Source organism: Neisseria sp. HMSC066H01 (assembly GCF_001837375.1).
Lineage (GTDB): Bacteria > Pseudomonadota > Gammaproteobacteria > Burkholderiales > Neisseriaceae > Neisseria.
The window spans coordinates 459,051-472,259 of record NZ_KV832195.1 but is presented as its reverse complement, the minus strand read 5'-3'; the positions used below and the strand labels follow the sequence as shown (position 1 = coordinate 472,259).

General features: G+C 51.1%; 16 protein-coding genes. 5 read left to right on the top strand and 11 right to left on the bottom strand.

What is annotated here, in order from left to right; translation table 11 throughout:
• Positions 1 to 7: 7 nt before the first annotated feature.
• Positions 8 to 1,513, bottom strand: coding sequence for a transcription termination factor NusA (nusA, locus tag HMPREF2551_RS09050; RefSeq protein WP_036493524.1), 1,506 nt, complete (start codon positions 1,511 to 1,513; stop codon positions 8 to 10).
• Between the two features lie 27 nt (positions 1,514 to 1,540).
• Positions 1,541 to 1,972 carry a ribosome maturation factor RimP gene (rimP, locus tag HMPREF2551_RS09045; RefSeq protein ID WP_003745685.1) on the bottom strand — a complete coding sequence of 144 codons (432 nt, stop codon included), beginning with the start codon at positions 1,970 to 1,972 and terminating at the stop codon, positions 1,541 to 1,543.
• 342 nt (positions 1,973 to 2,314) lie between these two features.
• Between rimP and serC the strand changes: the two genes are divergently transcribed.
• Positions 2,315 to 3,421 carry a phosphoserine transaminase gene (gene serC / locus HMPREF2551_RS09040; protein WP_070838568.1) on the top strand — a complete coding sequence of 369 codons (1,107 nt, stop codon included), beginning with the start codon at positions 2,315 to 2,317 and terminating at the stop codon, positions 3,419 to 3,421.
• Between the two features lie 62 nt (positions 3,422 to 3,483).
• Here serC and HMPREF2551_RS09035 read toward each other — a convergent pair whose 3' ends face one another.
• The 4 genes from HMPREF2551_RS09035 to rnhA form a co-directional block, all read right to left on the bottom strand.
• The gene (locus HMPREF2551_RS09035; RefSeq protein WP_070838566.1) at positions 3,484 to 4,677 is read right to left on the bottom strand and encodes an LD-carboxypeptidase; all 1,194 of its coding nucleotides are present in this window, start codon (positions 4,675 to 4,677) and stop codon (positions 3,484 to 3,486) included.
• Between the two features lie 73 nt (positions 4,678 to 4,750).
• On the bottom strand, positions 4,751 to 5,149 hold the full coding sequence (locus tag HMPREF2551_RS09030; protein WP_036491586.1) for an HIT family protein: 399 nt from the start codon (positions 5,147 to 5,149) through the stop codon (positions 4,751 to 4,753).
• Complete coding sequence (locus HMPREF2551_RS09025) at positions 5,146 to 5,460, bottom strand: hypothetical protein (RefSeq protein ID WP_070838564.1); 315 nt, start codon at positions 5,458 to 5,460, stop codon at positions 5,146 to 5,148. Before HMPREF2551_RS09025 ends, HMPREF2551_RS09030 begins: the two co-directional genes overlap by 4 nt.
• A gap of 10 nt (positions 5,461 to 5,470) precedes the next feature.
• The gene (gene rnhA, locus HMPREF2551_RS09020) at positions 5,471 to 5,908 is read right to left on the bottom strand and encodes a ribonuclease HI (protein WP_049323866.1); all 438 of its coding nucleotides are present in this window, start codon (positions 5,906 to 5,908) and stop codon (positions 5,471 to 5,473) included.
• A 120-nt stretch (positions 5,909 to 6,028) separates the two neighbouring features.
• Between rnhA and HMPREF2551_RS09015 the strand changes: the two genes are divergently transcribed.
• Together HMPREF2551_RS09015 and tehB are read left to right on the top strand one after the other, a co-directional pair.
• Positions 6,029 to 6,418 carry a PH domain-containing protein gene (locus HMPREF2551_RS09015; protein ID WP_036491598.1) on the top strand — a complete coding sequence of 130 codons (390 nt, stop codon included), beginning with the start codon at positions 6,029 to 6,031 and terminating at the stop codon, positions 6,416 to 6,418.
• A 12-nt stretch (positions 6,419 to 6,430) separates the two neighbouring features.
• On the top strand, positions 6,431 to 7,300 hold the full coding sequence (gene tehB / locus HMPREF2551_RS09010; protein WP_070838562.1) for an SAM-dependent methyltransferase TehB: 870 nt from the start codon (positions 6,431 to 6,433) through the stop codon (positions 7,298 to 7,300).
• A 56-nt stretch (positions 7,301 to 7,356) separates the two neighbouring features.
• On the opposite strand, the gene HMPREF2551_RS09005 is transcribed toward tehB, so the two are convergent.
• A complete protein-coding gene (locus HMPREF2551_RS09005) occupies positions 7,357 to 7,857 on the bottom strand; it encodes a GNAT family N-acetyltransferase (protein ID WP_070838560.1) in 501 nt (166 codons plus the stop codon).
• A 13-nt stretch (positions 7,858 to 7,870) separates the two neighbouring features.
• Complete coding sequence (locus tag HMPREF2551_RS09000) at positions 7,871 to 8,407, bottom strand: isochorismatase family protein (RefSeq protein ID WP_063075965.1); 537 nt, start codon at positions 8,405 to 8,407, stop codon at positions 7,871 to 7,873.
• Between the two features lie 153 nt (positions 8,408 to 8,560).
• Here HMPREF2551_RS09000 and argS point away from each other — a divergent pair, with 153 nt between their 5' ends.
• Entirely contained in the window at positions 8,561 to 10,279 is a 1,719-nt protein-coding gene (gene argS, locus HMPREF2551_RS08995) for an arginine--tRNA ligase (RefSeq protein ID WP_070838558.1), read from the top strand.
• 157 nt (positions 10,280 to 10,436) lie between these two features.
• On the opposite strand, the gene HMPREF2551_RS08990 is transcribed toward argS, so the two are convergent.
• Both HMPREF2551_RS08990 and HMPREF2551_RS08985 read right to left on the bottom strand, forming a co-directional pair.
• The gene (locus tag HMPREF2551_RS08990) at positions 10,437 to 10,793 is read right to left on the bottom strand and encodes a SpoIIAA family protein (RefSeq protein ID WP_003678720.1); all 357 of its coding nucleotides are present in this window, start codon (positions 10,791 to 10,793) and stop codon (positions 10,437 to 10,439) included.
• 18 nt (positions 10,794 to 10,811) lie between these two features.
• Positions 10,812 to 11,702: a DMT family transporter gene (locus tag HMPREF2551_RS08985; RefSeq protein ID WP_070838556.1), complete on the bottom strand. Its 891-nt coding sequence runs from the start codon at positions 11,700 to 11,702 to the stop codon at positions 10,812 to 10,814.
• Positions 11,703 to 11,877: 175 nt separating this feature from the next.
• Here HMPREF2551_RS08985 and HMPREF2551_RS08980 point away from each other — a divergent pair, with 175 nt between their 5' ends.
• A complete protein-coding gene (locus HMPREF2551_RS08980; RefSeq protein ID WP_036491610.1) occupies positions 11,878 to 12,225 on the top strand; it encodes a cupin domain-containing protein in 348 nt (115 codons plus the stop codon).
• 73 nt (positions 12,226 to 12,298) lie between these two features.
• On the opposite strand, the gene HMPREF2551_RS08975 is transcribed toward HMPREF2551_RS08980, so the two are convergent.
• Positions 12,299 to 13,051 (bottom strand): CPBP family glutamic-type intramembrane protease, encoded by a 753-nt coding sequence (locus HMPREF2551_RS08975; RefSeq protein WP_070838554.1) that lies wholly within the window; start codon positions 13,049 to 13,051, stop codon positions 12,299 to 12,301.
• Positions 13,052 to 13,209 lie beyond the last annotated feature (158 nt).

Sequence of the window (13,209 nt, the reverse complement as noted above, 5' to 3'; positions counted from 1 at the left end):
TACCCCCTTAGTTGTTTTCTTCAGTAAACCAGTGTTCGCGTGCAGCCAAAATCACTTTTTTGGCTTCTTCTTCGTCAACACCGGTAATTTCGACCAATTCGTCAACAGACAATTCGGCCAGATCGTCGCGTTGGGTAACGCCTGCTTCGGCAAGCTTGCGCAACATATCGGAATCTACGCCGTCCAGATTGCGCATGTCTTCAGATACTTCGCCCAGTTTTTCTTCTGCCGCGATGGTCATGGTCAGGATCGCGTCGCGTGCGCGGTTGCGCAGGGTTTCAACAATTTCTTCGTCAAAGCCTTCGATGGCGAGCAATTCTGCCGCCGGAACGTAAGCCACTTCTTCCAATGTGGCAAAACCTTCTTCAACCAAAATATCGGCGGTTTCGTCGTCGATGTTCAAGTGGGTAGTGAAGAGGTTGCGGATAACGGCGTCTTCGGCGGCATTACGCTCGTCGGCTTCTTCAACGGTCATGATGTTCAGCTGCCAGCCGGTCAGGATGGAAGCCAAACGGACGTTTTGACCGCCGCGGCCGATGGCCAGCGCCAGTTGATTTTCATCAACGATCACGTCAACGGCGTGTTTGTCTTCGTCAATCACGATGCGGCTTACTTCGGCAGGAGACAGCGCGTTCATCACGAATTGGGCTGGCTCGGGAGACCACAATACGATGTCGATGCGTTCGCCGGACAATTCGTTGCTCACGGCGTTGACACGGGAACCGCGCACGCCAATACAAGTACCTTGCGGGTCGATGCGTTGGTCGTTGGCTTTAACAGCAACTTTGGCGCGTTGGCCGGGGTCGCGTGCTACTTCGCGGATTTCCAACAGGCCGTCTGCAATTTCAGGCACTTCGTTGGCGTAAAGTTTGGCCAAGAAGTCGCCGCTGGTACGGCTCAAAATGACTTGTTTGCGACCGGTATTGCCGATTTCGTCCACACGCAGGAAGAGGGCGCGGATGCGGTCGCCGCTGCGGAAGTTCTCGCGCGGAATCATTTCTTCGCGCGGAATCAGGGCGTCAAGTTTGCCCGCGACGACTTCAACGATAATACCGTGGCGCTCGACGCGTTTTACGGTGCCGGAAACAATGTCTTCTTTAGAAGCGAGGAACTCGTTCAAGTTTTGCTCGCGCTCCGCATCACGGATGCGTTGCAGGATGATTTGTTTGGCGGTTTGCGCGGCTTGGCGGCCGAAGCCTTCGTTTGGCAGCTGCTCTTCGTAGTATTCGCCGATTTGGATGGTGGTGCCGGGGATTTCTTCTTGGATTTCCTCGATGGTTTTTTCTACGTCGGGGTAGGTGTAGTCTTCATCGGCAACAATCAGCCAGCGGCGGAAGGTTTGGTATTCGCCGGTATCGCGGTCGATTTCGACGCGCACGTCCATGTGCTCGCGGTCGGCTTTTTTCTTAGCGGCAGTAGAGAGGGCGAATTCAAGGGCTTTGAATACGACTTCCGTTTCAACGTTTTTTTCACTTGCCAGCGCTTCGGCCAGCTGTAACATTTCGCGACTCATTTTCTAGAATCTCCAAGTAATCGGTTTTTAAAATTTAAATTCGGGGCGCAAACGGGCTTTGTCGATGTTGCTCAATTCGATTTGGGCGGTTTTGCCGTCGAAAGAGACGGTAACGATGTCGTTTTCGCAAGATTCGATGCGGCCGATGAAGTTTTTCTGACCATCAATCGGCAGGCGTGTTTTGATTTTGGCGTTCTGGCCGGCAAAGCGCACGAAATCGGCGGCTTTTTTCAACGGTCGGTCAAGGCCCGGGCTGGAGATTTCCAAGCGTTTGTAGTCGATGTCTTCAACCATAAACACGCGGCTCAGATGGTTGCTGACAGTGGCGCAGTCTTCGACGGTGATGCCGCCTTCTTTATCAATAAAAATGCGCAAATCGCCTTGCGCGGTCAGTTCGAAATCGACCAGCTCGTAGCCCAAGCCGGGCAGGGTTTTATCAAGAATGCTTTGAATATCCATGCTTCTCCAGAAGTACATAAACAAAAAAATGGCCGCGCGGCCATTTTTCGTGTGATTTGAAAAATTGGCCTATTATAACTGTTTTCAAGATAAAAGAAAAGTGTTGATTTGGCGTGGATTTTTTGAAGTGATTGCGTAAATGGAAGGATAGGAGTGAGGCCGTCTGAAAAGGAAATTGTTGACAAGTTTTGATATGGTGTTTCTGAAATTATTTTGGAAAACAAAGAATTGGTATTGCTTTGTTTTCAGACGGCCTTGGATTTCCTGATTTTTCGTGCTTGCACAATGTGCAAGGCGGTTCTACAATTTCTTCATACCCTCCGAATAAGAAAGATGGCCGCTATGTCCGCACACCCGATTTATAATTTTTCCGCAGGTCCTGCCGTATTGCCGGAAGCCGTATTGCGTACCGCGCAACAGGAAATGCTCGACTACAACGGTACGGGTTTTCCCGTGATGGCGATGAGCCACCGTTCGGATATGTTTTTGAGTATTCTGCATCATGCCGAACAAGACTTACGCCAGCTTTTGAATATTCCGTCCAACTATAAAATCCTGTTTTTGCAGGGCGGTGCGACCACGCAATTCAATATGGTGGCCATGAATTTGGCACACGGTTTTGCGACTGCCGACGCGGTGGTAACGGGCAACTGGAGCCGTATTGCCTATGAACAGATGAGCCGTTTGAGCAATGCCGAAATCCGTTTGGCCGCGCATGGCGGCGAGCAATATGCCTATAAAAATCTGCCTGCGGTTGAGGATTGGGATGTCAACCCGAATTCCGCGTTTGTTCATTTTGCGATTAATGAAACCGTAAACGGCTTGCAGTATCAAAACGTCCCCAAACTTTCAGACGGCCTGCCGCCGCTGGTGTGCGATATGTCGAGCGAGATTTTGTCGCGTGAGTTTAATGTATCCGATTACGGCCTGATTTATGCCGGCGCACAAAAAAATATCGGCCCTGCCGGTGCGACCGTGGTCATTATCCGCGAGGATTTGCTGGAGCGTTGTCCGAACGATATTCCCGATGTGTTCAACTACCGTTCGCACATCAACCGCGACGGTATGTACAACACGCCGTCCACCTATGCGATTTATATGTCGGGCTTGGTGTTCCGCTGGCTGCAAACGCAGGGCGGTGTGAAAAAAATTGAAGCGGTCAATCGAATGAAGGCGCAAACCTTGTATGAGGCGATAGACGGCAGCGGCGGTTTTTACATCAACGATATTCATCCTGATGCGCGTTCCAAAATGAACGTGGTCTTCAAAACCGCAAGCGAGGATTTGGACCGCCGTTTTGTGTTGGAAGCCGAGTTGCAGGACTTGTGCCTGCTTAAGGGCTATAAAACCGTCGGCGGTATGCGCGCCAGCATTTACAATGCGATGCCACTTGAAGGTGTGAACGCGTTGGCCGAATTTATGAAAGATTTCCAACGACGTTACGGTTAAGACTTAAGATAAAAAGGCCGTCTGAAACTGGGTTTCAGACGGCCTTTTTATTTGAACAAGCCTTATTCGGTCACTTCTTCAGTAATGCTGTCGCGGTAGATGGTGCTGTCGTAAGTCGGCACGGGAGGCGGCAGCAGGTTGTTGAGTGTCAGTGCGGACGGGTTCAGCGTCGGGTAGCCGCTGAAGGTTACGGAATAACCACCGTTGCCGGTACTGCGGACTTTGGCATGCGCGCCCAACGGGAAAGTGGTTTTGTTGGTGATGTGGCCGAATGGGAAACCGGTCAACACAGGAATCTTGGCGGTGCGCGAAATGTGGTTGACGACGGCGGAGAAGTCGTAGCTGGAATCGTACGCGTCACGGATGGTGCCCATGCGGAAGTCGCCGAAGATGATGGCGCGTTGTTTTTGTAAAACACCTGACAGATAAAGCGTATTGAGCATGCGCTCGATGCGGTAGGGTTGCTCGCTGACATCTTCGATAAAGAGGATGCCGCCTTGAATATCGGGCATGTAAGGCGTACCGGCGAGGGAAGCGAGAACGCTGAGGTTGCCGCCCCATAATGTGCCTTCGACGTTGACATCGGCGCGTTGGATGGTTGGGACATCAACGATGTTGACGTTGTTGGTCGTGCCGCGGATGAACGAATCCATGGTAAAGACGCTGGGGTCTGCTTTGCCGAATTCGCTGTACACCATCGGGCCGGCAAAGCTCATCATATTGCCTTTGGCCAATAGGGCGAGTTGGACGGCGCACACGTCGCTGAAGCCGAAGAACAATGTGCCGCGTTCGCGCATTCTGGCGCCGAGTGAGGCAAAGTCGATTTGCGGCAGGATGCGTGCCGCGCCATAGCCGCCGCGTAGGCCCATCAAAACTTTAGGCGTTTCGACGCGGCCGCCGGCAACGTCTTGGAAGTCGGCGGCGCGTTGGGCGTCACTGCCGGCAAAGCGTTGGTAACGGCGGCTGCCTGCTTGTTGGTTAGTCACGGTAAAGCCTGCATTGTAGAGGCGGGTCAGGCCGGTGGTTACGCGGTTGGGGTCTTCGGCGAAGCCTGACGGCGCAACAACGCGCAGGAGGTTGTCGCCGGAACGTGGCGGATGGGGTTGCTTAGGTTGCACGGTTTGGGCTTTCGCGGTGGTGGAAGTGGTTTTGGTTTGCGGCGTGGTGGTTGTGCCTGTACCACAGGCTTGCAATAACCCTGCGCCTGCCGCGGCAGAGCAGGTGCGCAGGAAATGGCGGCGCGTGGTGGAAGTCATTGAGGTTTTCCTTTCGTTATATGTTCAGACGGCCTGAACTGAGCGTATCGAGCCTTGCAGGCCGTCTGAAAGTTTAAGCGATTAAGTTTTTGATTTGTTGCGGCCAATTTTCGGGCAGGGTCATACCGTGTTCGCGTACGGGCGCGGCCCAAATCGGTGCAGGGAAGTTGGCGTCGTTTTCAAAGCGGGCGATGACGTGCCAATGCAGATGGGGCACAACATTGCCGAGGCTGGCCAGATTGATTTTGGCCGGGCGGAAGACTTGGCGCATTGCGGCTTCAACCTGATACACCATTTCCATGATTTCGTTGCGTTCGGCAGGGGAAAGGTCGGTCATCTCGGAAACATGGTTATTCCAAATCACGCGGCAGAATGCCGGTGCGCCGGCTTCGTTGTGGACGGCGATGACGCGCAGGTTTGGCGTTTGCAGCAAAATATCTTCGTTGTCGGCAGTGCAGATGGGGCAGGTCATGGTTTTTTCTTTCTCAGTCTGAATAGGAATCGGATGATTTCAATCAGGATTTTTAGAACGAGGTAAATGGCAGTCAGAGATATGAATGCGAAAAGCCACGGTTCAGGTATAAACCACCAAAATAAATAGGAGGGCGTGATTAAGTCGGCACATTCTTCGGCATTCTTAACGTGATCGCACAAGCCAAAGCGAAAAAAATCATCGACATCATGAAAGGGCGAATAGGCGAACATAAGCGCGATGGGCGTCACACAAATCAATGCAATGATAGCAATCCAAAAGAATGGTTTGAGATGTTTGAGTGCAGTCATGGGTGAAATGTTATAAAAATTTTGCCGCACCTCGGTTGGCGAGCTCGTCGGCTTTTTCGTTTTCAGGGTGTCCGGCGTGGCCTTTTACCCATGTCCAGCGGACATCGTGTTGTTGAACCAAACTATCCAGCTCTTTCCATAAATCATCGTTTTTAACCGGTTTTTTGGCGGCGGTTTTCCAGCCGTTTTTTTTCCAACCGTGTATCCAGCTTTCCATGCCGTTTTTGACGTATTGCGAGTCGGTGCAGATGACGACTTGGCAGCGGCGCTTTAAGGATTTCAGTCCTTCGATGACTGCGGTCAGCTCCATGCGGTTGTTGGTGGTTTCGGCTTCGCCGCCGAACAGTTCTTTTTCGTGTGTGCCGTAGCGCATAAATACCCCCCAGCCGCCTGCGCCGGGGTTGCCTTTGCATGCGCCGTCTGTGTAGAGGTAAACGGGTTTATCCATGGGCATGTCTTTGTCGAATAAGGCGGTATCATAACATAAGGCCGTCTGAAATATCGGCAAATACGGTTTGCGCGTGTAAAATACCCTGCACTTTATCACTCGTATAGAAAGCAGGCAGATATGGGATTGTTCAGCGGCCTTTTGGGCAATGCTTCGCAAAAAGACGCCGATGCGGTAGAACGCGATTTGGCGAATATCCTGATTGATGGCGAACAGGTAAGAATGGCATTCAGCCTGGTGCGCGATTTGATTGTGTTTACCGAGTATCGGCTGGTGTTGGTGGACAAGCAGGGTTTGACCGGCAAGAAAGTGTCTTACCGTTCGATTCCGTATCGTTCCGTATCGCGCTTTTCGGTGGAAACCTCGGGCCATTTCGATTTGGATGCCGAGCTGAAGATTTGGATTTCTTCTAGCGAGGCACCGACCGAAACCTTGCAGTTTAAAAGCGACAAGAGTGTGATTGCCATTCAGAAAGCCTTGGCAGAAGCTGTGTTGAAACCGTCAAAATAGAAAGGAAACATGATGAACGAACAGCAAGAATTGTTTTGTTACAAACAGATGCCAGTATGGACGGCGGACGAGATTCCCGAAGCCTTGTTGTCCAAACATAATACCGCCGCCGGTACTTGGGGCTGCCTCAATGTCCTCCAAGGCCGTCTGAACTTCAACGAAGTGGACGAAGCGGGCAATATTACGGCTACGCACGAGTTGACGCCTGAAAGCGATGATTGGATTATCCATCCGCAAGCATGGCACTTTATCGCGCCGCAAACGCAAGACACGGAAATCCAACTGTCGTTTTACTGCGAGGCGGCGGACTATTTCAATAAGAAATACGGCATGAGCGCGACACATTCGGCCGTCCGCGCCGCCGAAGGCATTGTGCCCGTCGGCAAGGTTTTGGATATGGGCTGCGGTCAGGGCCGCAATGCGCTGTATCTGGGTTTGAAAGGTTTTGACGTTACCGCTGTCGATAATAATCCCCATGCGGTTCAAAACGTGGAAGAGCTGGCGCGTATTGAAGAGTTGAATGTCCGCGCGTTTGAATACGACCTCAACGCCGCCAATATTCAGGAAAACTTTGATTATATGGTGGCGACCGTGGTGTTTATGTTCCTGATGCCGCGTTACGTTCCTGACGTGATTGCCAATATGAAGGAACACACCAACCCCGGCGGCTACAATCTGATCGTGTCTGCGATGGATACGGAAGATTTCCCTTGCCCGATGCCGTTCCCGTTCAAGTTTGGCGAGGGCGAGCTGCGCGAATACTATAAGGATTGGGAATTGGTGGAATACAAGGAAGAGCTGGGTTCGATGCACGCGAAAGACGAATTCGGCAATCCGATTCAGTTTAAATTCGTTACCATGCTGGCGAAGAAACCGCAATAAAGGTTTTGCCGTCAAAAGGCCGTCTGAATTCAGTTTTCAGACGGCCTTTGCCGTAATCAATCCACAATCCTTTTTCCCAAAATCACGACGTCCGCCAACATGGTTTCCAAATCGCAGACTTGCGGCAGCCGCCCCCATTCTTCAAAACCGAAACGGTGAAACAGGTTCAGGCTCGGATAGTTGTGGCCGAACACAAGCGCGATGACGTTGCGGATGCCTAAGGACGGCGCGCGTTCGAGCATATGGCGCAACAGGATTTTGCCCACGCCTGCTCCGCGCATATCGTGGCGGACATAAACGCTGACTTCCGCGCTGATGTGGTAGGCGTAGCGCGGATGGTAGTCGCTGAAACTGCCCCAGGCCAATACGGTGCCGTCGGCATCGTAAAGGGCGTAGATCGGGCGTTTGTCTGTGTGCGCGGCAAACCACATTTCGCGTTCGGCAACCGTGGTCGGCGACAAATCGGCCGTGGATTGGCGCGTGGCCACGGTGCTGTTGTAAATATCGACGATGGCGGGCAAGTCTTGGCGCAGGGCAGGGCGGATGGTGTATTGCATTTCAGACGGCCTGTTATTGAATCAGTTTGGAGATAGTCTTAAAGGCCGGATGTTTGGCATCGCCGAGTAGTTGGAACAAAATACTTTCGACATTGGAAACGGTAATGCCCTGACGGCTCAGTTGCGCCAAACCATTGTCGCGGTTGGCTGTTGTGCGCGAGGCGGTGCATTCAAAAGGCAGGGATACGGCGTAACCTTGCGCTTTCAAATCCAAGGCCGTCTGAAGCATACAGATATGCGCTTCTGCGCCCACTAAAATAACGTTTTTGATATCATTTTTGCGTAAGATTTCCTGAATTTCGGGTAAAAACGCCGAAAATCGGGTTTTCTCGACAACAGGCGTGCCTTCGGGCAACAGCAGCGATACGGCGGATACAGTGTTGCCCAAACCTTTCGGATATTGTTCGGTTACGGCAAAGGGTACGTCCAAAGCCGTCAAGCCTTGAATCAGCAGGCGGCAGCGTTCCAACATTTCGTCCGCGCCGGAAAGGGCGGGCAGCAGGCGTTCTTGAATATCGACAATCAGACAAAGCGTATTTTTGGGGTTCATGGCTTTTCCTTTCAGACGGCCTTTACAGCAAAATCGTTGAATCAGAATGCAATCATATAACAAGCCGCTGGAAAAGTATTGCAGCTTGCCCTGTTTTAAAGCCCGAAATTCTTTTAAAATACCGCCTGATTTGAATTGATAGAGACCGACAACATGAATTTATACCAAACCGTCGAACGCGAAGCCGCCGCCGCCTTTGCCGCCGCAGGCATCGCCGACAGCCCCGTTGTTTTGCAGCCGACCAAAAACGCCGAACACGGCGATTTCCAAATCAACGGCGTGATGGGTGCAGCGAAAAAAGCCAAACAAAATCTGCGCGAGTTGGCGCAAAAAGTGGCCGAAACATTGGCCGACAACGCCGTGATTGAAAGCGCGGAAGTCGCCGGCCCCGGCTTTATCAACCTGCGCCTGTGTCCCGAATTTCTCGCCCAAAACATTCAGACGGCCTTGAACGACGCGCGTTTCGGCATAGCGAAAACCGACAAACCGCAAACCGTCGTTATCGACTATTCTTCGCCTAATCTAGCCAAAGAAATGCACGTCGGCCACCTGCGTTCCAGCATCATCGGCGACAGCATTTCACGCGTGTTGGAATTTATGGGCAACACCGTCATCCGCCAAAACCACGTCGGCGACTGGGGTACGCAGTTCGGCATGTTGGTCGCTTATTTGGTCGAGCAGCAAAAAGACAATGCCGCATTTGAACTGGCGGATTTGGAGCAGTTTTACCGCGCCGCCAAAGTGCGCTTTGACGAAGACCCTGCCTTCGCCGACACTGCGCGCGAATACGTTGTGAAGCTGCAAGGCGGCGATGAAACCGTGTTGGCATTGTGGAAACAGTTTGTCGATATTTCACTCTCGCACGCCCAAGCCGTTTACGACACGCTGGGTTTGAAACTGCGCCCCGAAGACGTAGCAGGCGAATCGACGTACAACGACAATTTGCAGCCTGTGGTCGATGATTTGGTCAAAAAAGGTCTAGCAGTCGAAGACGACGGCGCGAAAGTCGTGTTTTTGGACGAGTTTAAAAACAAAGAGGGCGAACCTGCCGCATTTATCGTGCAAAAACAAGGTGGTGGCTTCCTTTATGCTTCCACCGACTTGGCATGCCTGCGCTACCGCATAGGCTGTCTGAAAGCCGACCGCCTGCTGTACGTCGTCGATCACCGCCAAGCCCTGCACTTTGAACAACTCTTTACCACTTCCCGCAAAGCAGGCTATCTGCCGGAAGATGTAAAAGCCGAGTTTATCGGTTTCGGCACGATGATGGGCAAAGACGGCAAACCGTTCAAAACGCGCAGTGGCGACACCGTGAAACTGGTTGATCTACTGACTGAAGCTGTTGAACGTGCCACCGCTTTGGTGAAAGAGAAAAATCCTGAATTGGGTGCAGACGAAGCTGGTAAAATCGGTAAAACCGTCGGCATCGGCGCGGTCAAATATGCCGATTTGAGCAAAAACCGCACCAGCGATTATGTGTTCGACTGGGATGCCATGCTCTCGTTTGAAGGCAATACCGCCCCTTACCTGCAATACGCCTATACCCGCGTACAAAGCGTATTCCGCAAAGCAGGCGAATGGGACGCAACCGCGCCAACCGTTTTGACTGAACCTTTGGAAAAACAACTGGCCGCCGAGCTGCTGAAATTCGAAGACGTACTGCAAAGCGTGGCAGATACCGCGTATCCGCACTACCTCGCCGCCTACCTCTATCAAATCGCCACCCTGTTCAGCCGCTTCTACGAAGCCTGCCCGATTCTGAAATCAGAAGGCGCAACCCGCAACAGCCGCCTGCAACTGGCGAAGCTGACCGGCGATACGCTGAAACAAGGCTTGGAATTGTTGGGTATTGATGTATTGGATGTGATGTAAGTTTTTGAATAAAAACGATGAAAGGCCGTCTGAAACGTTGCAGGTTGCAAGGTTTCAGACGGCCTTTTTGATACTTTGAAAAATATTGTGATACCGTTGATTTTGAGCCTAAGCGGTTTTGAATTTGCTCAAGTAATGCGTTCAGACGGCCTTGTCTTTATTTCAAATTGCTTGCCAACAGCCAAGCCTGTGCTTCGGCAGCGTCGCTGAAATATTTGGGATGTTGGTTGGTCAAGAGGCTGGAAAGGCGCGCGCCGAGTTTGATCCAAATGTCGTCGGTAATGACGGCAACGCGGCCGAAGTCGGTTTCGTGTTGGTTGAGGAATTTGATTTGCTCGACCGCCATATCGATGGTGAAGTCTTTCAGCATGGACAAGTCCAACAGGATGTCGGGCAGATGAACTTTTTGTTTTGCGGCCAACAAGGCTTCTTCCAATTGGCGGAAATCGTCCAAAGTGAACTCGTTGTACAGCGCTACGTTTAAGCCGTAAGATTGTTCGCGGATGGAAATCATGGTGTTCTCCTTGTTAAATTATTGCTTCATCAGAAATTTTTTGATTGAGGCCGGAGTAAAACTGCTGAACACGCCGCCTGCAACAATGATAACCATGCCGGCGGCTTCCTGCCAAGTGATTTTATCGCCGAAAAGCAGTACGCCGGACAGGGCGGAGAAAACGACAGCCAGGTAGGAAAGCGAGGCAACGGTAAATTTCTTGCCGACCTTATAGGCGCGGGTCATGGCAAGTTGGGCAATCATGGCGGAGATGCCGATGCCGGCCAGATAGGGCAGGGAAGACACGGTCAGCGGATGCCAGCCGGTAAAGCAATTCCAAATGGCAGACATAATCAGGCCGGTAAGCGACAGATAAAACACCACGCGCCAGCCCGGCTCGCCCAAAAGCGAGAGTTCGCGCACCTTCAAATACGCCCAGCCCGACATGGCGCCGCCTGCTAAGCTGACCAGCGCGGCAAATTCCTGTCCGCCTTGAAAAGATGGGTTGAGCAACAGGATAACGCCGATAAAGCCCATAACCAAAATGGCTTGGGTATAAAGCGTAATTCTTTCTTTTAAAATGAAAAATGAAAAGATGGCAAGCCAGATGGAGGACGTGTAGTTGAGTGTGACGCCTGTTGCCAGCGGCAGATGCATGACGGAATAAATCGTGCACATCATAGCAAGCGTGCCGATGACGCTACGGTTAAGATGGGTTTTCCAATGCGGCGTGGAAAATGTGTTGCCTTGCGCTTTGGCCATGGCGCCTAAGAACAGGGTGGAGACCAGCATGCGCCAAAAGACCAGCTCGCTGCTGGAAAAGCCGAAATGTGTAGAGGCGGCTTTGACGGAGAGGTTCATGACGGTAAAGCTGAGTGCGGCAATAACCACCCATGCCGAGCCGAGCGGATCTTTTCTGACGGTTTCCATTTGATGGGTATGTAAAGCGATTTTCTTAATAAGAAAATATTATACAGGTCAATCAGGCCGTCTGAACAATATCGTTGGGTTTCAGACGGCCTTTTTATTAGAAAATAAGAATTATTATTGAATAATAAAGTGGGTTTTTATAGAATGGAAGCCCTGTTTTTAAGAAAGGCTTGCCATGAAAGTTGCCAATATTGCTGCCGTATTGCTGTCCGCTTTGTTTTCCGTTGCCGTTTCTGCCGCGCCTTTGGGAGAGGTTTCTTCTGAAAACGGTAAGATTTTCAGCGGCGAAAATTACATGGTCGTTAAGAAAGACATGAAAAAAGGGGAGCAGATTAAGCCGCACGATCATCCGGGTTTTAAAACGTTGATTTTTGCCGTTGGAAAAGGAAGCTTTGACGTAACCTTGAATCAGAAGGAAAAACATACGGTCGGCGCAGGCTCGGTGTTGCGGTTTGGCGGCGATGTCGTGATTGAGGCCGTTGCAACAGAAGATGCGGATGTGGCGATTACTTTAATTAAGTAAGCCGATTAATCATCAAAGGCCGTCTGAAAGATAATGTTTCAGACGGCCTTGTTTATTCAGTCAACCGTTGCCATTAAGCGCAAATCAAATAGATGAAGCCGGAGCCGAAGATATCTGCCAAGGCATGAATCAGGAAAAACGGCAGCAGGTTTTTGACTTTGTATTTGTAGAAGAAGTAGTACATCAAGCCGAAAATGACGCCGATAACGGTTGCCCAAAGCATGCCTTGGTAAGTATGGAAGGAGATGCGCACCAAGGTCGAATAGGCCAATGCCTGCCATTTGTATTTGTCTTTCACGCAGGTCAAGAGGCCGAGAAAACAGAATTCCTCATAAAAGCCGTTTAAAAGGCCGTAGAGGATGGCCATCGGCGCAAGGGCGGCGAATTTATCGAAGATGGATAATGGTTTGATGTATTGGAAGATTTCAGTGGTAAAGTAATTGTAGCCGCCGCTTAATGAAGTTACCGCATCGGCGGTTAGGCCCATCAGGATAAAAATCACAGGCGTCCAAAACAACACGCCTAAATTAAAACGAATCGGCAATTGTTTGAAGTCGAAACGGCGGATAATGAGGTAAATCAGAGCAATAGCAAGCAGCGTCAACTGCAGGCTCATGTTTTCCGAATAAGCCACGCCGGTTACCGCAGTATCGCGCGCCTCTTCGGCAACGGCGGCCGTTTCCACTTGCGGCATCAGGCTGGCGATATAAAGTTGGGTGGAGCGGTAGGCAAATTGACCGAACAGGATAGTGGTTACAATCAGCATATCAAACCAGCGCAAATGGCGCAAAGGCTCTTTGGGGCGGATGGCGGCGAGTATGCTCATATTCTCCTCTTTGATCTAATAAATAGCGGTGCGCAATAGTTACATAAATATACAAAAATCGTCAACAATTATCACAATAAAACATGAATTAAAAATCAGGCTGTTTCAGACGGCCTGAAGTGCTCCCAAAATGCCGTATTTTCTAAAGGGTTTATCTT